13 protein-coding genes are annotated in these 20,017 nt (G+C 57.6%); 2 read left to right on the plus strand and 11 right to left on the minus strand.

Going from position 1 to position 20,017, the window contains the following annotated elements; all coding sequences use genetic code 11:
- Nucleotides 1-29: 29 nt before the first annotated feature.
- From der to OC597_RS19245, 11 genes are all read right to left on the minus strand, one after another.
- Complete coding sequence (der, locus tag OC597_RS19195) at nt 30-1,514, minus strand: ribosome biogenesis GTPase Der (protein ID WP_262210041.1); 1,485 nt, start codon at nt 1,512-1,514, stop codon at nt 30-32.
- A 130-nt stretch (nt 1,515-1,644) separates the two neighbouring features.
- Entirely contained in the window at nt 1,645-2,826 is a 1,182-nt protein-coding gene (gene bamB, locus OC597_RS19200; protein ID WP_112348621.1) for an outer membrane protein assembly factor BamB, read from the minus strand.
- Between the two features lie 11 nt (nt 2,827-2,837).
- Entirely contained in the window at nt 2,838-3,458 is a 621-nt protein-coding gene (locus OC597_RS19205) for a YfgM family protein (protein WP_099062663.1), read from the minus strand.
- A 13-nt stretch (nt 3,459-3,471) separates the two neighbouring features.
- Complete coding sequence (gene hisS, locus OC597_RS19210; RefSeq protein WP_261258966.1) at nt 3,472-4,746, minus strand: histidine--tRNA ligase; 1,275 nt, start codon at nt 4,744-4,746, stop codon at nt 3,472-3,474.
- Between the two features lie 138 nt (nt 4,747-4,884).
- On the minus strand, nt 4,885-6,006 hold the full coding sequence (gene ispG, locus OC597_RS19215) for a flavodoxin-dependent (E)-4-hydroxy-3-methylbut-2-enyl-diphosphate synthase (RefSeq protein ID WP_085118250.1): 1,122 nt from the start codon (nt 6,004-6,006) through the stop codon (nt 4,885-4,887).
- 47 nt (nt 6,007-6,053) lie between these two features.
- Nucleotides 6,054-7,028, minus strand: a complete 975-nt coding sequence (gene rodZ, locus OC597_RS19220) for a cytoskeleton protein RodZ (protein WP_262210046.1) — start codon at nt 7,026-7,028, stop codon at nt 6,054-6,056.
- On the minus strand, nt 7,018-7,767 hold the full coding sequence (gene pilW / locus OC597_RS19225; protein WP_261258964.1) for a type IV pilus biogenesis/stability protein PilW: 750 nt from the start codon (nt 7,765-7,767) through the stop codon (nt 7,018-7,020). The genes rodZ and pilW overlap by 11 nt, the downstream gene beginning before the upstream one ends.
- Nucleotides 7,768-7,854: 87 nt before the next feature.
- The gene (rlmN, locus tag OC597_RS19230) at nt 7,855-9,051 is read right to left on the minus strand and encodes a dual-specificity RNA methyltransferase RlmN (protein ID WP_085118255.1); all 1,197 of its coding nucleotides are present in this window, start codon (nt 9,049-9,051) and stop codon (nt 7,855-7,857) included.
- A 231-nt stretch (nt 9,052-9,282) separates the two neighbouring features.
- Entirely contained in the window at nt 9,283-9,708 is a 426-nt protein-coding gene (gene ndk, locus OC597_RS19235; protein ID WP_085118257.1) for a nucleoside-diphosphate kinase, read from the minus strand.
- A 181-nt stretch (nt 9,709-9,889) separates the two neighbouring features.
- Nucleotides 9,890-12,214 carry a peptidoglycan glycosyltransferase PbpC gene (pbpC, locus tag OC597_RS19240; RefSeq protein ID WP_261425775.1) on the minus strand — a complete coding sequence of 775 codons (2,325 nt, stop codon included), beginning with the start codon at nt 12,212-12,214 and terminating at the stop codon, nt 9,890-9,892.
- A 60-nt stretch (nt 12,215-12,274) separates the two neighbouring features.
- Complete coding sequence (locus OC597_RS19245; RefSeq protein WP_262210048.1) at nt 12,275-17,266, minus strand: alpha-2-macroglobulin family protein; 4,992 nt, start codon at nt 17,264-17,266, stop codon at nt 12,275-12,277.
- A 149-nt stretch (nt 17,267-17,415) separates the two neighbouring features.
- Between OC597_RS19245 and OC597_RS19250 the strand changes: the two genes are divergently transcribed.
- Both OC597_RS19250 and nhaC read left to right on the plus strand, forming a co-directional pair.
- On the plus strand, nt 17,416-18,453 hold the full coding sequence (locus OC597_RS19250) for a LacI family DNA-binding transcriptional regulator (protein ID WP_261285917.1): 1,038 nt from the start codon (nt 17,416-17,418) through the stop codon (nt 18,451-18,453).
- Between the two features lie 123 nt (nt 18,454-18,576).
- Complete coding sequence (gene nhaC, locus OC597_RS19255; protein WP_262210050.1) at nt 18,577-20,016, plus strand: Na+/H+ antiporter NhaC; 1,440 nt, start codon at nt 18,577-18,579, stop codon at nt 20,014-20,016.
- Nucleotide 20,017 lies beyond the last annotated feature (1 nt).

Here is a 20,017-nt window from a genome sequence, read left to right on the forward strand (position 1 = left end):
TAGTGATACCGCGCCCCTCATGCTGATTATCAGCTTTTTTTCAGGTGGCTCATCAGGCGTTTACGCTTACGCATCTGGTTCGGCGTCAGCAGGTTACGCTTGCCGGCGAACGGGTTCTCACCCTCTTTGAACTGGATACGGATTGGCGTCCCCATCACCTTCAGAGAGCGACGGAAGTAGTTCATCAGGTAGCGTTTGTACGAATCGGACAGATCGGTCACCTGGTTGCCGTGGATCACCACAATCGGCGGGTTATACCCACCGGCGTGCGCATATTTCAGCTTCACGCGGCGGCCACGTACCAACGGCGGCTGGTGGTCGTCGGCAGCCATCTGCATGATTTTGGTCAGCATAGAGGTGTTCACTCGACGGGTCGCACACTCGTAAGCTTCCAATACCGAGACGAACAGGTTACCAACGCCGCTGCCATGCAGGGCAGAGATGAAGTGAATGCGGGCGAAATCGACAAAGCCCAGACGCATATCGAGCATCTCTTTCACGTGATCGCGATCTTCCTCGCTCATGCCGTCCCACTTGTTGACCACAATCACCAGTGAGCGCCCACTATTGAGGATAAAGCCGAGCAGCGAGAGGTCCTGATCGGAAATGCCTTCGCGTGCATCCACTACCAGCAACACCACGTTAGCGTCTTCGATCGCCTGCAGGGTTTTGATTACCGAGAACTTCTCTACGGTTTCCGTCACCTTGCCGCGCTTACGCACTCCGGCGGTGTCGATCAGCACGTATTCGCGCTCGTCACGAACCATCGGGATATAAATGCTGTCACGGGTGGTGCCCGGCATGTCGTAAACCACAACACGATCTTCGCCGAGGATACGGTTAGTCAGTGTGGACTTACCTACGTTAGGACGACCGACGATAGCCAGCTTGATCGGCAAATCCTGCGGGTTGAAGTCGTCTTCCGGCTCGTCTTCCGGGCCTTCGCGGTTTTCACCTTCTTGCTCGGCCCAATAAGCGGCGTTAGCCTCTTCTTCGGTCAGCTCGACTTCTTCCGGCTTTTCACCGACAAACGGCACCAGCACGTGTTCGATCAACTGCGCCACGCCACGACCGTGGGAAGCGGCAATCGCATGCACGTCGCCCAGGCCCAGCGAGTAGAAATCGGCGGTGGCCATGTCGGGATCCATACCGTCGGTTTTGTTGGCAACCAGGAAGGTGGCTTTCTGACGGTTGCGCAGATGCTGGGCAATGCCCAGATCGGCTGGCATCAGACCGGCGCGAGCATCGACCATAAACAGCACGATGTCTGCTTCTTCGATCGCCAGCAGCGACTGACCGGCCATGCGCGTTTCAACGCCGTCTTCGGTGCCGTCAATGCCCCCGGTATCGACGATAATAAATTCATTACCCTCAACCTCAGCACGACCATACTTGCGGTCTCGCGTTAGCCCGGGGAAATCCGCCACCAGCGCATCGCGCGTATGGGTTAAACGGTTAAACAAGGTGGATTTACCCACATTCGGGCGCCCTACTAGCGCGACGACAGGTATCATTGTGAAGCCTCATTACTTAATAATCAAAGCGTTACTGCACCATGGATAGACACCAGGCGTGCAGCTTATAAAAATACGAAACGGCCCCTGAACACTCAGGAGCCGTTGGCAATCCGTGCGACGATCGGCGTTAGCGGGTAAAAGCGTAAACTTTTCCGCCCTTCGCCTGGATGACCAGCTTATCGCCAGCGACCATTGGCGCAGACAGGAAGCCGGAGCTATCCACTTCTTGCTGAGCAACAAAACGGCCGTCCGTGGTATTGATCCAGTGCAGGTAACCTTCTGAGTCACCGGTCACCAGGAAACCATTGTACATCACCGGCGGGGTCAGGTTGCGGTGCAGCAGATCGCTCTGCGTCCATACGGTCACGCCACCTTCGGTGCTCAATGCCACCACGCGATCGTTCTGATCGATAAGGTAGATGCGGCCGGCATCAACGATAAAGTCGTTCACCGAGCCCAATTCACGCTTCCACATGATCTGGCCGGAACGCAGATCCAACGCCGTCAGGTTGCCATTGTAACCTAATGCGTAGACAACGCCCTCAACAATCACCGGCGTAGTGTCGACATCGTTCAAACGATCGATTTCGGTCGCGCCGCTCGGCTGGGAAATACGTTGCTGCCAAATCAACTGACCTTGCTGCATCAGCACGGCATTTACGCGACCGTTATCACCGCCGACAATGGCTGCGCCAAAGGCAACGGCCGGTGCGGATTCACCGCGCAACGACAGTGAAGGCATGTCCAGGTTAACCGTCCACTTCACCGCGCCGTCAGATTCGTTCAGCGCCTGCAGCAGGCCGTTAGTGGTGTGGATCAGCACCATACCGTCGCTGATCACCGGACGTGAAATTGCTTCGCCGGCCACTTTGGTCTGCCACGCGACGGTACCGTCTGCAGTATTCAGCGCGTAAACCACCGCTTTCTCACTGCCAACGTAAGCCTTGTCACCCGCTACCGCCATACCGCCCGACAGCAGTGCCGGCAGGTTGCTGGAGAAGAAGCCGGTTTTCTCAGAGAGATCAACCTTCCACTTTTCGTTACCGTTATCGGCATCCAGTGCTTTCACGATACCGTGACGATCTGCGGCATAAATCGTGTTGTCCTGGAAAGCGGGACGCAGGTGAGAATAAAACTCACCGACACCGTCACCGACCGAGGTACTCCACGCCTTGCTTGGCGTGAACTGATTTTCAACTTTCGGCAGCGGCGACATGGTAACCACGTCTTCTTCACTGTTGAACAGTGAGCAACCACTCAGCAAGGCAACGGAAACCAGTCCGACCAAGAGTGTTTTACGCAATTGCATGGGAATTCCCCTTAGCTGGACAAGTTATTCAATTTCATGCGCAGCAAAACCTGCAGCGCCTGAGAAGCGTTAGACTCAATGCCTTTACTGTAAGCCTCACGCGCACCTTTGGTGTCGCCTTTGGCCAACAGCACGTCGCCGCGCGTATCTTGCGCCATCGCCGCCCAGCCTTCGCCTTTCACGCCATCCAGCGTTTTCAGCGCGTCATCCAGCTTTTTCTCCTGCACCTGGACACGGGCCAGACGCAGGTTAATCATCGAAAGCAGGTTTTCATCTTTGGTCTGACCCTGAGCCAGCACCAGTTGTTGGCTTGCTTTGGCAAACTCATTTTGCTCAACAAAATGCTTCGCCAGCTCCAGCGAGGCCATCACGCCGTAGCTGTTGCTGTTGGCCTGTGCAAACTTCTCCGCAGCGGCGACATCGTCCGGCTTACCGAGAGCCAGACGATCGCTGGCTTCCTGATAAGATTGGGACGCAACCATCATGTTGGAGTTTTCGTGGCTCTGCCAGTAACGCCAGCCGACCAGGGCACCAATTCCGAGCACCACGCCCACTGCCAGCGCTTTGCCGTTTTCAGCAAAGAACCGACGCACGGCGTCGACTTGTTCGTTTTCTGTGGTATAGACTTCCACGGTGTCCTTCTCCTTAACCTAACATCGTTGCAAGACGCACTGCGACTTCGCTTTGCGCCAGCGTTTCTTGTTCACCACTGCGCAGGTCCTTGACCACGACCTGCTGGGCTACGACTTCGTTCTCACCCAGGATCAAGGCAACGCGCGCGCCCCATTTATCCGCCCGGGTGATCTGCTTCTTAAAGTTACCGCCGCCGTAGTTGGTCATCAGCTTGAGCTGTGGCGCTTCATCACGCACGCGCTCCGCCAACTGCATGGCCGCACTCTGAGTCCCTTCACCGGAGGAGATCACGTATACGTCAATGGTCGCCGCGGCTTTGAACTCTGGGTTAACAGCCTGAACCAGCAACACCAAGCGCTCCAGGCCCATGGCGAAACCAACTGCCGGCGTTGCACGCCCACCCAGTTGCTCAACCAGACCGTCATAACGACCACCGGCACACACCGTACCCTGAGCGCCCAAACTGGTGGTCACCCATTCGAATACCGTACGGTTGTAGTAGTCCAGACCGCGCACCAGGCGTTCATTGATGGTATATGGGATGCCCGCCTGCGCCAAAAGTTCACACAGACCTTCGAAGTGGGCTTTGGATTCTTCATCCAGATACTCGGACAGCCGTGGCGCGTCGTTCAACAACGCCTGCACTTCCGGGTTTTTCGAGTCCAATACGCGCAGCGGGTTGCTGTACATACGACGTTTGCAATCTTCGTCCAGCTTCTCTTGATGCTGTTCCAGGAATGCCACCAGTGCATCGCGGTAATTGGCGCGTGCTTCCAGTGAACCAATGGAGTTCAGTTCCAGCTTGACGTGCTCGGAGATCCCCAGCGCTTTCCACCAGCGGGCACTCAGCAGGATCAGCTCGGCGTCGATATCCGGGCCCTGCAGGCCAAACACTTCGGCCCCCAGCTGATGGAACTGGCGATAGCGGCCTTTTTGCGGGCGCTCGTAGCGGAACATCGGACCGACGTACCACAGACGCTGCTCCTGATTGTACAGCAGACCATGTTCGATGCCGGCGCGAACGCAGCCAGCCGTCCCTTCCGGACGCAGCGTCAGGCTTTCGCCATTGCGGTCGTCGAAGGTATACATCTCTTTTTCCACGACGTCGGTCACTTCGCCGATCGCGCGTTTGAATAACGGGGTCTGCTCTACAATCGGCAAGCGGATTTCGCTGTAACCGTAGCCGCTAAGCACCTGCTTGAGGATGCCTTCAATACGCTGCCATAATGCCGTTTCTTCCGGCAGGTAGTCGTTCATGCCGCGAATGGCTTGAATGTTCTTTGCCACGTGAGTTCTCTGTCCGTTGTCTATAAAAATGAACCCGATTATAGGGACTTTGCCGTCCCGTATTCAACGCGAATGCAGAGTTCTGCTCCCGGGTTCATAAACAAGCGGGCTAAAAAGCCCGCCGTATCGGTATAATGCTTATTTTTCCAGCAGGTTGACCGCGATGCGATTGCTTTCATCCAGCATCGACGCCTTGGCGCGGATCTTGGCTTCCAGTTGGTCAATCATCTGCTCGTTGTCGAAACGTTCTCTCTGGCGTACACCGTCTTCGTAGAAACCGCTCTTTTTGTGGCCACCGGTCACGCCCAGCGTAGAAACCAGGGCTTCGCCCGGGCCATTGACCACACAGCCGATAATCGAAATGTCCATCGGCGTGATGATGTCTTCCAGACGCTGTTCCAGCGCGTTCACCGTACCGATAACGTCAAATTCCTGACGTGAACAGGTCGGGCAAGCGATAAAGTTAATACCGCGGGCGCGGATACGCAGTGATTTCAGAATGTCGAAACCGACCTTCACTTCTTCCACCGGATCGGCTGCCAACGAGATGCGCAGGGTATCGCCGATGCCTTCCGACAGCAGCAGCCCCAAACCAATCGCCGACTTCACTGAGCCACTGCGTGCGCCACCGGCTTCGGTGATGCCCAGATGCAACGGCTGATCGATACGTGCAGCCAGCAGACGATAGGATTGTACCGCCAGGAACACATCGGAGGCCTTAACGCTGACTTTAAACTGGTCGAAGTTGAGGCGGTCGAGAATATCAACGTGGCGCATGGCAGATTCGAGCAGCGCTTCCGGCGTAGGTTCGCCGTATTTTTCCTGGATGTCTTTTTCCAGCGAACCGCCATTCACCCCGATACGGATTGGGATATTTTTATCGCGTGCGCAGTCTACCACTGAACGGATACGCGACTCGTTACCGATATTGCCCGGGTTGATACGCAGGCAGTCTACGCCATACTCTGCAACCTGCAGCGCGATACGGTAATCGAAGTGGATATCGGCGACCAGCGGCACGTTGACCTGCTGCTTGATCAGCCTGAATGCCTCGGCGGCATCCATGGTGGGGACTGAAACGCGGACGATATCGACACCCACGCGCTCCAGTGCTTTGATCTGATTAACCGTGGCTTCAACATCAGTGGTACGGGTGTTAGTCATCGACTGCACGGCAATCGGCGCACCATCACCAATAGGCACATTGCCGACGTAAATTCGCGTTGATTTTCGACGGGTGATGGGCGATTGGTTATGCATTACTTACTCTCCATTGTTGCCCTGACTCAACGACAATGGCCGCGCAATTACTGCGCGGCAACGGTCAGACGAGCAACACGGTTCGACTTAACAAACCGGCTTAAATCAACCGGCTTACCTTGATATTGAATCTGTACTGCGGCCGGTGCACCAATGGTCAGTTTGTACGGCGCGGTACCCGCCAGGTTCAGCTTGCCGCCGCTTTTCTGGCTGCCGCTGTACAACGTTTTACCGCTGGCATCACTCACCTGCAGCCAACAGTCGGCGGAGAACTCCATGACCAGCGCGTTAGGATCAACCGCCCCGGCAGCCACACCCGCGTCAGCGGTTGGCAAGGGGGCTGCTGGTGCCACAGGCGTTGTCTCTGGCAGCGTTGTCTGGCTTGGTGAAACCACCGCAGGTTGCTGCGCGGTTGCACTGCCGGTGACTGCCGGAGTCTGTGACTGCTGTGGAACAACGCCGGTATCAACCGGCGTAGAACCATTGTCAGCCAAAGGTGCACTGTTGTCGGCATTGCTGTCGGTCAACGGCACAGATTGGCCTTCATTGTTATTCTGTGAAAGCTGGGCAGAGGATTGATCGGCCATAGTGGCGATTTCTTCCTGCTGGGCCTTGTGGTTTTGCCACCACCAGGCGCCGGTCAGGCCAACCACCACAAAAACGATCAGCCAGGTGAAGCTCATCAGCCAGCCGTCGCGTTTTTTGCGGCGCTTGCCCAACGAGAAACTCTGCATGGGTGCCACTTTCGCGACCTTCAGCGGAGCCTGCTTGGCCAGCATCGGCAGCAGTTCTTCCTCTGGTACACGCACCAGCTTGGCGTAGGAACGGATATAACCCCGCACGAAGGTTGAAGCCAAATCTGCGGACAGATTGTCTTCTTCGATATCGCGCACGGTAGACATTTTGAGGCACAGGCGTTCTGCAACGGCCTGTTGACTCAACCCGAGTTGTTCACGGGCTTGACGCAGACGTTCGCCTGTCGTCATTGATACGGTTTTATCTTGGGAGGTTTCAGTATTCATTAGCTAAGAACTGCTGGTACTGTTTGGATTGTGGAAAACTTCGCGATAACTGCTTGCCATAACGTTGCACGCTATCTTGGCGCCCGGCTAACGCGGCGAAACGAATCTGTAACCATAAGCTGTCAGCGCTAGCCGGCAGAACATGTTGATAACTGTCGAGTAAAAGTTGCGACTGCGCGCGCTTCCCTTCTCCAAATTGCTTTTCTGCCTCCACTAACAGTGGAGTGCCTTTGTCCGGATCGATCTTCATCGCACGCGTTAACAAGGTACGTGCTTCATCGTTCTGTCCGGCCTTGAGAAAACAGTAACCTGCGTTTTCCAGGCTGTCGGCAACCTGACCGTAATCCGGTGCTACTGCCGCAGCGCTAAACTGCTGTTGTGCCGGTACATACTGCCCTAAACCGCAAAGAAACGCACCGTAATTATTCAGCACGGTGCCATTGCCAGGCGCAAGTTTGAGCGCTTGCTGATAACGCTGTTCGGCCGCGCTATTTTCGCCCATCCGCTGCTCATAGAGCGCCATGCCCAATTGGGTACGGTAATCCTGTGGGGCAGCGTCCGCCGCCTTCTCCAGATTCTGTCGCGCGGCAGGTAAATCGCCCTGCTTCAGATATTCCAGACCCAGTTGCAAACGCGTTTGGCCCGCTTGTGACAGCGCGTCTTTTTCTTCCGGTGTTGAACCGGAACAGCCCGCCAGTAAACCGGCCGCCAGCAACATCCCCCACAGAGTCAGCTTCATGCCTGCATTCATTTCCTTGTCTGATGTCACCTTACAATCTGTTGGTATAACAGATTGTAAGATAACAAAAAAATCATGCTATAGGGTTCAGACCGCACGTACGGAGATAGGTTCCCCGGCCATTTTCTTTTTCAGGGTACGCTTGGTACGGTCGATCACTTCACCCGCCAGTTGCCCGCAGGCGGCATCGATATCATCACCACGGGTTTTACGAACAATAGTCGTAAAGCCGTATTCCATCAACACTTTGGAAAAACGATCCACCCGGCTGTTGGAGCTGCGGCCATAAGGTGCCCCTGGGAACGGGTTCCATGGGATCAGGTTGATCTTGCATGGCGTGTCTTTCAGGACCTCAGCCAACTGGTGCGCATCGTCGGTGCTGTCATTGATATGGTCCAGCATCACGTACTCGACCGTGACCCGACCCTGGTTGGCATTGGATTTTGCCAGGTAGCGGCGAACCGCAGCCAGGAAGGTCTCGATGTTGTATTTACGGTTGATCGGTACGATATCATCGCGGATCTTGTCGTTCGGCGCATGCAGCGAGATCGCCAGCGCAACGTCGATCATATCGCCCAACTTGTCCAGCGCCGGCACCACACCGGAGGTAGACAGGGTCACACGGCGCTTGGACAGGCCAAAACCGAAGTCGTCCAGCATGATTTCCATCGCCGGTACCACATTGCTCAGGTTGAGCAGCGGCTCACCCATCCCCATCATCACCACGTTGGTGATCGGGCGTTCGCCGGTCACTTTAAGCGCACCGATGATTTTCGCTGCACGCCACACCTGGCCAATGATTTCCGACACGCGCAGGTTGCGGTTAAAGCCCTGCTGAGCGGTCGAACAGAATTTGCATTCCAGTGCACAGCCCACCTGGGAAGAGACACACAGGGTCGCACGGTCGCCGTCCGGAATAAATACGGTTTCGACCTGCTGATCGCCCACTTTGATCGCCCATTTAATGGTGCCATCGGCTGAGCGTTGTTCTTCCGCCACTTCTGGCGCACGGATCTCGGCGACGCTTTGCAATTTATTGCGCAGGACCTTGTTAATGTCGGTCATCTGCTCAAAATCATCGCAGCAATAGTGGTACATCCACTTCATCACCTGATCGGCACGGAAGGGTTTCTCGCCCATTTTGGCGAAGAACTCACGCAACTGCTGACGGTTTAAATCCAGCAGGTTAATTTTGGCCACAGCCGGTTGTTCCGCGTTAACGGATTGAGTAGTCAGCGAATTATTTTCAGACACGATGTGCTCGGACGTGATGGGTTCTAACATAATTGATCTCTGGCCTCGTTGTTACACGTTACGGCGCGAAAGAGTGGAAAGTAAGTGCGTCGTTCAACCCGCATCAATTGCGGTGACGGCGCTAAAAAGCGCGCCCCTGACAAGAAGCCTTATCAGGGGCGCGGCATTGTACAAATTTTAGTAGCAGCTTTCCACGTCTGAAAGGTATTCAGGGCATTTTTATTGTTTCAGCCGATGAATGCCGTATTCGGACGGGTATTATTAACGTGAGCAGATTTCGCTATCGTTAAAGAAATAAGCGATTTCGCGCTGTGCAGATTCTACTGCGTCAGAACCGTGAACGGCGTTGGCAGTGAAGCTGTCCGCATAGTCAGCACGCAGGGTACCAGCCAGTGCGTTGTCTGGGTTGGTCGCGCCCATGATGTCACGGTTGCGCTGTACTGCGTTTTCCGCTTCCAGAACCTGTACCACGATCGGGCCAGAGGTCATGAACTCAACCAGGCCATCGAAGAATGGGCGGCCTTTGTGCTCAGCGTAGAAGCCTTCGGCTTGTTCGCGAGTCAGACGCAGCATTTTGGATGCGATGATTTTGAAACCCGCGCGCTCAAAGCGAGCATAGATTGCGCCGATGTCGTTGTTAGCTACAGCATTTGGTTTAATGATGGAAAAGGTACGTTCTACGGTCATGATGGCCTCTGTATAACTTCCAAAACAGGCCGGTCTGTAAACAGGGTGCCGGCCTTCTCAAGTGGCGCAGATTATATGTGCGCCGATAACGCTTGCCTACGGGAAAAACAACATTTCATTAAAAAATCATTATCTTTATTCTTCACTTTGCGGCCCAGAGCACAGGTTATGAAAACTTAACTTAATCGAGGCTAAATTCACGCACCGCCACCTGACCACTCTCATCCAACACGCTGAGCTGATAACGACCGGGTTGGCTCAGCGTCTGTAACAACGACTCCCCTTCCCCCACCAACTGGCCGTTGAGGAACCACCAGCGCTGTCCACCGCCTCCCTGGGTACTGACCCGCAAATCAAGCGCATTGTTGCCAGGCAGACGACGCAGTATCGCGCCGTCACGCACGCCCAACATCAACAACGGTGGAGCTTCTTGTTGCTGCAATGGCGGGCACTGCGGATCGATAGCCGGCAAGCGCTGAGCACGGCGCTCCGCCGCAGGCAACCAAGGCTCCAGCGGCGTTGGCCACAGTGCCAGCCGACGCGGTGTCGCCCCCGGACAATCCGCCGCCACCCGCAATCCACGCGAGTTCAACCACATCAGCGGCTGACTGCCCAGCAGGCTTTCCTGGCCCGGCGCGGGCAACGTCGGCGGGATAGTCCCGTCGAGGATCCAGCTCAGACGCCGTTGGCGGCAATTGCTGTCCCCCGCCGGAAGCGGCTGGCCGCCCGGCCAGCAAATCACCGCACGGCTGACGCTGGCCGGGCGTGGATCGGCCGGAATGCCTTCGCCACGCTGGCGTAAAGAGGTCAGCAGCAGGTTGTTGACCTGATTCAGCAGAGGCACCGCCGTGGCAAAGCCGAACTGCCCGGCCACCGGCGTGCCGTCCGGTCGCCCCACCCAAATACCCATCGTGTAGCGGGCATTAACGCCAATCGCCCAGGCGTCGCGGTAGCCGTAACTGGTGCCGGTCTTCCACGCCAACGGCACGCTGGCGGGCAATGCATCATCCGGTAGTGGGCGCGCCTCTCCCGCCAGTATTCGCCGCACAATCCAGGCGGCACCCGGTGACATTAACTGGCGATCGTAAATCCCTTGCTGAGGCGTAAAGCGCAGCGGTGCCACCCGGCCCTGACGAGCCAGCGCGCTGAATCCGGCCACCAACTGATCCAGCCGGGCTCCGGCCCCGCCCAGGATCAGCGCCAGGCTCGGTTCGGCGTGAGCAGGCAGTCGCAGTTCAACCCCCACGTTACGCAAGTTGGCGGCAAAACGCTTTGGCCCGTAGGCCTCCAGCAACTGTACCGCCGGCAGGTTAAGCGAACGCGATAGCGCCTCACTGGCACTGACCGGACCGTGGAAACCGGTATCAAAATTGCCGGGCCGATAGTCGCCGAAACGGCGCGGTACGTCTTGCAACAGCGATTCGGCGTGGATCAGGCCATCGTCCAGCGCCAACCCATACAAGAAGGGTTTTAGCGTCGAGCCCGGCGAACGCCAGGCGGCCACCATGTCGACATGGCCAAAGCGGCTGTTATCGTTCAAATCCAATGAGCCCAGATAGGCGCGTACCTTCATATTGGTGTGATCAACCACCAAGACGCCAACCGAGGTTTTCTCGGGCAGTTGGCTCTTCCAGCCGCGTGCCAGTTCTTCCAGCCGCCGCTGTAACGTGGCGTCCAGCGTGGTGGTTACCACCTGACTGCGGTTACTTTGCGTCATGCGCCTGGCCAGTAACGGAGCCAACTGTGGCACCTGGCGCGGGGCCAACCACAGCGCCTCCTGACGGATTTCAGCCACCTGCTGCGCCGGCCAAACCTGATAATACGCCAGCCGTTCCAGCACTTTGTCACGTGCAGCCTGTGCCCGTTCCGGGTAGCGATCCGGTCGCAAACGACTGGGAGCCTGTGGCAACACGGCCAATAACGCCGCCTCACCCCGCGTCAGCGCCGAGGGCGGCTTACCCAGATAAGTCCAGCTTGCTGCACCGATCCCCTGTAGCGTGCCACCGTACGGCGCCCGGTTAAGGTAGATTTCGAGGATTTGATCCTTCGACAGATGCCATTCCAACTGAGCGGTGCGCCATACCTGTCGAAATTTCCCCCCCAGCGTACGGGGATGGGGATCTATCAGGCGCGCCACCTGCATCGACAGCGTGCTGCCGCCGGAAACAATCTGCCCGTTGCGCAGGTCCTGCCAGGCAGCACGGGCCAGCGACAACGGATTAATCCCGGGGTGCTGATAGAACCAGCGATCCTCATAGGTCAGCAATGCCTGCAAATAATAGGGCGAGACCTGCTGCAGGCTGACCGGATAGCGCCATACGCCGTCACTGTCCGCATAGCGCCACAACGGCGTGCCATCCTCCGCCACCACCACGCGCGCCATCTCGGCATCTTTCAGCGGCAGCGGCCACAGCCGGTCCGCCAACCACAGTAAAGCGGGCGGCAGGATAATGACCAGCAGCCAGAGGGCGCCTCGGCGACGTAAATGGGTGAGGAATCGATTCATTGGGAAGCTATCACTCCCTTGCCCCGCCACCGGTTAACCCCCGGGGCGGAGCAAGGAGGATCATTTGGCGATTTCAAGCCGCTGTGGCGTCGCACCCAGCGCACGCCAGGCTGGCACATACATTGACTCAACCTGCGGCGCAGGCACCAAATAGGTACCCGGAGTGACTGCGCGCGCCAGATACAGCAGCGTGGTATGACGGTAGCCGTCGATATTCACCGCCGCCACATAGCGATCGTCACGGAACTCCTGATGCTTGATGTCGGCCTGCTGCATGTCTTGCAGCAATTCGGTCACGCTGCTGGCGCTTTCGCCCAGGCTGGCACTGCTGTCCCCCAGGTTCTGGTTTTCCAGCTCCAGCCCGGCCGGCAGCAGATCCACCACCAGCGCATCCGGTACCTGATTGTCGGCCCAGACATCCAGGTGCACCAGGATCAGTTGGCCGCTTTTCAGTTGGGTCAGATCCACCGGTTTACCGTCCAGTCCCAGGAATTCACGGCGGATGTTCAGCACGTTGCTCTGCGGCTGCGGTGCCTGTTGCGGATAGCCCACCAGATCGACCCGGCTGTACAGCGTGCCGCTGCCGGTATTGGTGAGCTGCAGCCCGGCCGCCAGCTGTTCAGCGGAAAGGTTTTGCGTCAGCGCCTGGCTGCCGGACAGCGTCTTGCCCTGCGCCGTTTGCGCCTGCCACGGTGTTTCGGCACTGCCGATCAGGTTGCGCGCAGCCAGGAACAGGGCATTGCTCTCCTGCGTGGACAGATAACGTTCGCCGTTGAGACGCTCAGACAGCGTCAGCAAGCGTTGGTCGCGCTCGGCTGGCAGCAGATTATTTTCGGTCAACAGTGCCAGGATCATCGCGTCATCACGCAGCGGGCTGCCGTAATCTTCCAGCCAGTAATCCTTGGCATTGCGCTGCGTCGCCAGCCCTTGCTCGATCGCCTGATTGGCACGCGGCATATCACCCATCAACTTCAACGCCACCCCAAGCTGCACCAACGGCAAGCCTGAACGGGCATCGGCACGACGCTCAAACAGCTGTCGCAATGCCCCAAGCGGTGCCTGTTGCTGACGTGCCAGCACCAGGCCGGCATAGGCCTGCACGGCAAAACGGGTGTGATCCGGGTACTGGGTGGAGGCAACGTCGATCTGGCTGCGATCCTGCAAATAACGCTGCAGACGGTTGTTGGCCGCCGTTAAAGCATCCGCCGGTACGCTGTAGTTCTGCTCACTGGCACGGAACAGGAAGTCCGTGGCATAGGCCGTCAGCCAGAACTCTTCCTGACTGTCGCGATTCCACAAGCCAAAACCGCCGTTATAGCGCTGCATGCTGAGCAGGTGCTCGATGCCAACGTCGATACTGTTGCGGCGACTTTCATCACTGCCGGATTTGATCCCCAGCGCGCTAAGCTGCGCCCGGTTGGTGTACAGCGACGGATAAAGCCCGCTGGTGGTCTGTTCCAGACAGCCGTAAGGATAGGCGTACAATTCGCTGATGTAGCGCGCCAGGTTGATTGGCGGACGACTGGTCAACAGCAGTTGCCCTTCGGTCGTCGCCTGCACCAGCCCGGCGGCGGCATCTGTCGGTAGGCCCCAGCTTTCACCGGCGTGGATTACGTTGGCAAACTGGCGGGTCTGCGCCGGGTAAGCCGGTCGCACGCCAATCTTCCAGCTGTGCTGGTAGTCTTTGAGCGTTTCCCCCGGCAGCACCAGGCCGCTGACGGTCAGCGCAACTTCACCCTGACCAAAACCCGCTAGCGCCTGCACCGGGATCTGCAGCGTGGTGCGCTCGCCGTTGGCCAGGCTGACCTGTTGTTCGGCAGCGCCCTGCAGCGCCACTAACCCGCTGGAAGCCAGTTTCACCGTTAATGTCTGCGGCTGCCCCGACAGGTTGCTGACATCCAGCGCCAATTGGGTACTGTCGCCCCCGGCCAGGAAGCGCGGCGTCGCCAGCTCCGCGACCACCGGTGCGGCAACAACGGTCTTACCCTCCGCCTTGCCGAAGTCTTCATCACTCCACGCCTGCGCCATCAGTCGCAGTTCACCGTTGAAGTCCGGAATGGCAATCTGAATTTCGCCTTCGCCATTGGCATCCAGCTTAACCGGCTGCGCTTGCTGGGCCACAATGGTGACTGTGGTGATCGGTTTTTTACCGCCGCGCGACAAGGCATCTTCTTCATCGCCGTCACCGCCGTAACGCAGGTTAGCCAAACGCCCCTTGCCTTCAATCAACTGACCGTACACATCGTACTGATCGGCGCTGTAGCGTTTACGACCAAAGAAGGCCTGATACGGATCCGGCGTTGCGTAGTCGGTGATATTAAGGATGCCGCTGTCCACTGCGGAAAGCAGCACGTTGATTTGCTGTGGCGGTTTTCCGCTGCTGTGGGCGGCCTTCACTTTCACCGTCAGCATTTGGTTCGGCCGCATGCGCTGCGGCGCGTCCAGCGTCAGTGCCAGTTTGCGCCCTTCATCCACCAGCGGCAGATGCAACAGCCCTACCGCCCGTTTCGGCGTCGACTGCTGTTGTTTATCACCCGGGCGGATCACCAATGCGCTGAGGTACAGATCGTGGCGTTTCCACTCCTGATTGATCGGCACTTCAACATCAACGCCCTTGGCAGGCACATCCAGCTCCTGCCACCACAGCGGGCCATCGCTGGATTCCACCAGCAGATAGCCCTTGCCGGCGGCCGGTGCTTCGATATGCAGTTTCACTTTCTCACCCGGTTGGTAGGCCGGTTTGTCCAGCTTCAGCTTCACCTGATCCGGACGCACGGCGCCGCTGCCGTTGGTATTGTCCTGCCAGCTGTAACCTGCCCAGAAACGCAGGCTGCTGATCAGATTGCTCTGTGGATCCACCACCTCAATGCGGTATGCGCCCCACTCCACCGGGAAACTGACCTTGGCACTGCCGTCGGCAGCGATATCGATAGTCTGTTCCGCCAGTGGCAGATCTTTTTTGTCGTACAACGATTGCCAGCCTTCGCCTTCTGACCACTGCCAGTAGTAGTCGCGGCGCTCACGCACCAGACGGGCCTTCAATCCGCTAACCGCCAGTTTCTCACCAGCGGCATTGGCGTAGACGATATCAAACCCGGCCTGGGTGTTTTCATCCACCACCGACTGGGCCTGATAGCTGTCGCTGCGGTAATCATAAATCTGCTGTTTGTTGAACAACGGTCGAATGCCGGGCAGTGCATCGGCTGGCCAGATAGCCTGTTCGGCGCGGCGCGTCACCGGCCGGCCACCGGACTCCAACAGGCTGGCCTGCAGGATGGCTTTCAATGGGGACTTCACCTCCGCCCAACTGCTGTCCACCGCCACCTGCGCCTTACCGGCGTTATCCAGTGCCTGATCGAATTCATCCATATTGCGCGACAGGCTTTCTTCCGTCACCGAACCAAATTCATAGCCCGGCAGGCTGCTGACCGCCTCACGCTGCGGCCGCAGGAACACCTGCCCCTGCAGACGGTTACCCGAGGCCGGGGCACCGTAGAGATAGCGGCCGCTGACGTCGAACACCAGCTGTGCGTCAGGGCGCAGCGGGGTTTTCTCGGCGGTAATGTCGAGCGCCATGCGTTCCGGTAAAAAGTCCTCTACCTTGAAGCTGTATAGCCGCGGCTGGTTATCGCCCAGATTGAAACGCAACGACCAGTTGCCGGTCGGCCCGCCCTCAGGAATGGCGTACTGGTATTGATACAGGCCGTCCTGCGGCTGCCAGACAAAACTGCGCGCCACCTGATCGTCCGGCTTGACGATATCTACCTTCACCGGCTGGGCCGGCAGCGGCTTGCCGTCGGCGTCACGCAGCAGACCGTTAACGATCAGCGTTTCGCCAGGACGGTACAAATCACGTGGGCCGAAGGCAAAGAATTGCTTGCTGTAGCCTTCCGGCCCGGCGATATCGAACTCAGCCAAATCCAGCGCCGGCGTCGAGAGATCGATCATGCTGGTCTGGCCCTGCTGGGTGGCCAGCAGCAACCGTGCCTTGGCGCTTTTTGCCAACTGGGCATGGCCCTGCTTATCGGTGGTGCCCTGGGCCAGCGTTTGGCCTTTTTCATCCAGCAGGCGCAGTTCCACCGCGCCCAATGCCGCACCGCCGTCCAGCGCCTGGGTAAACACATCCAGACGGTCGTGGTAGCTGTGCAGCGAAACACCGATATCACTGAGGGTGAACAGGGTCGCCGGGTTGGTATAACCGTAATGCCCGGCCTGTTGCATCACCGCCAGGTAAACCCCCGGCTGCTGCAAGGCTTCGATGCTACTCAACGGCAGCAACAGGCGTTCGCGGGTATTGCGTTGCGGGTTGAGATCAAAGCGACCGCTGTAGACCAGGTCGGCCATTTTCAGCAGTTCTTCCGATTCCCAACTGGAAAGCGAATTGCGGTACTCCCAGTTGGCCAGGAATGCCGGCAAGGCATCGGCCTTCACCCGGAAGAAGTTAACGTCGACGTTATCGACGTTGAGCGCCATCACCGGTAACCCCTGTGCCAGCTTGGTTGGCAGCAGTGAGCCTTTGCCGGCAAAGCCGACGCTCGGTTTGATGTCGCGGGTGGTAATCGTCTGTTGTTGCTGTTTACCCAGTTCGGCACCGTTGACCGCTTTCAGGCCGCCCTCAAGGGTCAGCACCACTTTGCGGTTGGGCTGCAGATGACGTAACCGCAACTCCATCAAATTGTCTGACAGCTCCCAGGCTCCGTCGATTTTACCGCTGACGCTGTCGACCAGATGAGCTCGCGCGGCGAAATCCTGATTCGGATCCAGCGGCAAAGAAAACGTCAGCACCATGGCACTGGCGCCGTCGAGTTGCAGTTCGGAGGCATCGAGCAGCGTTAAGGGTTTGCCAGCGTCGCGTTTCGCCAATGCCGCCAACGCGGCAGCATCCGGCCGTTTGGCCTGCGTGACGCTGCTCGCCTGAGCATCGGCCTGCGCCGCGGTTGAGGTTTGACCACTGTCATCACAGGCGGCCAGCAGTAGCAGGCCCCCCGCCAATGCGATCCCCTGACAAAGCTTCTTGCCTGATGCAAATGCCCCTGAACGGCATGGTTTCATCGTTTAACTCCCTGGCAGCCTTTACGCAACGACACCCGTCGGCGCAATATCCGAATATGGATGAATGATAGCAGCGCTGTTAGCATCAGACCCAGCTCAATTTTTCCCCGTCAACAGAAAGGGCAACCGAAGCCTGAGCAGGAGATGATATGGCCACAATGAAAGATGTTGCCCGACGGGCAGGTGTATCGACAGCCACCGTCAGCCGGGTGATCAACAGCACCGCCTATGTTGAGCCGGTAACCCGCGAACGCGTTGAAAAAGCCATGCGCGAGTTTAACTATCACCGCAATGCTGCCGCGCTGGCCCTGGCGAAAAGAAGCGGCAATATGCTGGGATTATTGACCGGTAATCTCGACGACCCCTTTTTCTCACGGCTGGCGCGGGGCGTCGAAGATATCACGCGCAAAGGCGGCGTAAAATTGATGGTCTGCAGTGGCGGCCATCAGGCCGAACTGGAGAAAAACGGGCTCGATTTTCTGATCAACCAGGGTTGCGAAGCCATCGTGGCCCACGTGACCCGGATGAGCGATGCCGACGTTTTACGCTACGCCGCCCATACCCCGGCAATGGTGGTGATCAATCGCTATTTGCCCGCCATCGCCAATCGCTGCATTTGGCTGGATAACATCAGCGCCTCTCAGGCCGCCACCCAGATGCTGATTCAACACGGGCACCGGAATATCGCCTGTATCACCACAGACTTGCCGATCGATGACAGAAAACAGCGTCTCGAAGGCTATCGCAGTGCCATGGCTCACGCCGGGATCTCGGTGCCGGGTGCCTGGATCATCAGCGTCCCTTTCAATGAACAAGGGGGCGAATTAGCGGCAGAAAGGATCCTGGCCAGCGGCCACCATTTTACCGCCGCACTGACGTTCAATGACGTGATGGCCGCCGGTATGATGCGAACCTTTCATCAACGCCAGATGAACCTGCCGGAGGATATCTCGATTGTCGGGTTTGATGACGTGGCCCTGGCAAAATATCTCCATCCGGCATTGACCACCGTGCATTATCCAGTTGAGAAAATGGCACGACGCGCGGCTAATTTGGCGCTACAGCTCAATTCTGCTGTTGCTGTAGCACCGCAGAATAATATGTTTTCCGCTGAATTGATCCTGCGAGACTCGGTCGCCTCCCTCGAGAAAAATACCTCAAATCAAGAAAACAAGGCCATAAAGTGAGAGATATTTCACACAACAGCAGTCCATGAAACCGATTACATGGACAGTTGCCCGCGCTCACACCCCAATCAAAACGAATTCATTAGGCTGGCGTCACACCCTCATCCTTAACCGGAGTTGTTAATGAATAACAAAAAGAAACTCAACCTGGGGCTAGCGATGCTACCCATTGTGGCGATGCTATTACTGCTGATCATCGGCTACGGCCAGCTTGGGCTGCGGATCGAGCCGCTACTGCTGGTTTCGGCCGCCATTGCCGCCGCACTGGCCTGGTGGCAAGGCTACCGCTGGAACGACATCATCGACTCGATCGTGACCAAGCTGGCCAAGGCGATGCCAGTCATCATGATCCTGATCTGCGTCGGCGGGTTGATCGGCACCTGGATGTTCAGCGGTACCATTCCCTACATGGTGTACTGGGGCTTAAAACTGATCAGCCCGCAATATATCCTGATCGCCGCGTTCTTCATTACCAGCGTGATCTCCGTTTGTACCGGTACCTCCTGGGGCGCAGCCGGTACCGTCGGCGTGGCATTGATGGGCGTGGCCGCCGGGCTGGATGTCCCTTTGGCCGCCGCCGCCGGTGCCGTGGTTTCCGGGGCCTACTTTGGCGACAAAATATCTCCGTTGTCTGACTCCACCAATTTCGCCGCCATCGTCGCGGATACCGACCTTTACAGCCATATCCAGCACCTGATGTACACGACATTGCCGAGCTTCGTTTTAGCCGCGGTGGTGTATCTGATTGCCGGGCACACCAGTGCCGTCGGCAGCGTAGCTACGCCGGAAAAAGTCACTGAGATCGTGACCGCGCTGGAGGGTCTGTATCACTTTAACCTGCTGCTGATCCTGCCGCCGGTGTTGGTGCTTTGGGGTGCCGTCACTAAACGACCGGTGATCCCCGTGATGCTGGCGGCCTGTACTCTGGCCATCGCCATTGGGGTACTACTCCAGGGCTTTAACCTGCAGCAGGGCTTAAATGCGTTGATGGACGGTTTTAACCTTTCGATGTTTACCGCCCAGGGGCACAGCATTACCGGCATCGTCGACGATGTTCCACGCCTGCTCAACCGCGGCGGCATGTTCTCGATGATGAGCACAATCCTGCTGGTGTTCTGCGCGTTTTCCTTTGCCGGGGCCTTAACGCTGACCGGCGCGCTGACCGTTATCATCAACCGACTGCTGAAAGTGGTTCATACCACCGGCCAGTTGATTTCCGCAACGGTCGCAACCACCATTCTGGTGACCGGCGCCACCAGCGACGGCAAGCTGGCACTGCTGATCCCCGCAGAACTGTTTAAGGGCGCCTACCGCCGCATGGGATTAGACAATAAAAACCTGTCACGGACCGTCGAGGACGCGGGCACCGTCATCGAACCTTTAATTCCGTGGACCGCCGCAGGCATTTATATGGCAACCACCCTGGGTGTCAGCACGCTGGATTTATTGCCTTGGGCCATCCAATGCTACGCCGCCGTGTTCTTCGCCCTGATTTATGGCTTTACCGGATTCGGGATTGCCAGAATACAGCCAGAAAACGATTTACAGCGTAAGGAAGCCTGAC

Source organism: Serratia proteamaculans (genome assembly GCF_946227095.1).
Classification (GTDB): domain Bacteria; phylum Pseudomonadota; class Gammaproteobacteria; order Enterobacterales; family Enterobacteriaceae; genus Serratia; species Serratia proteamaculans_E.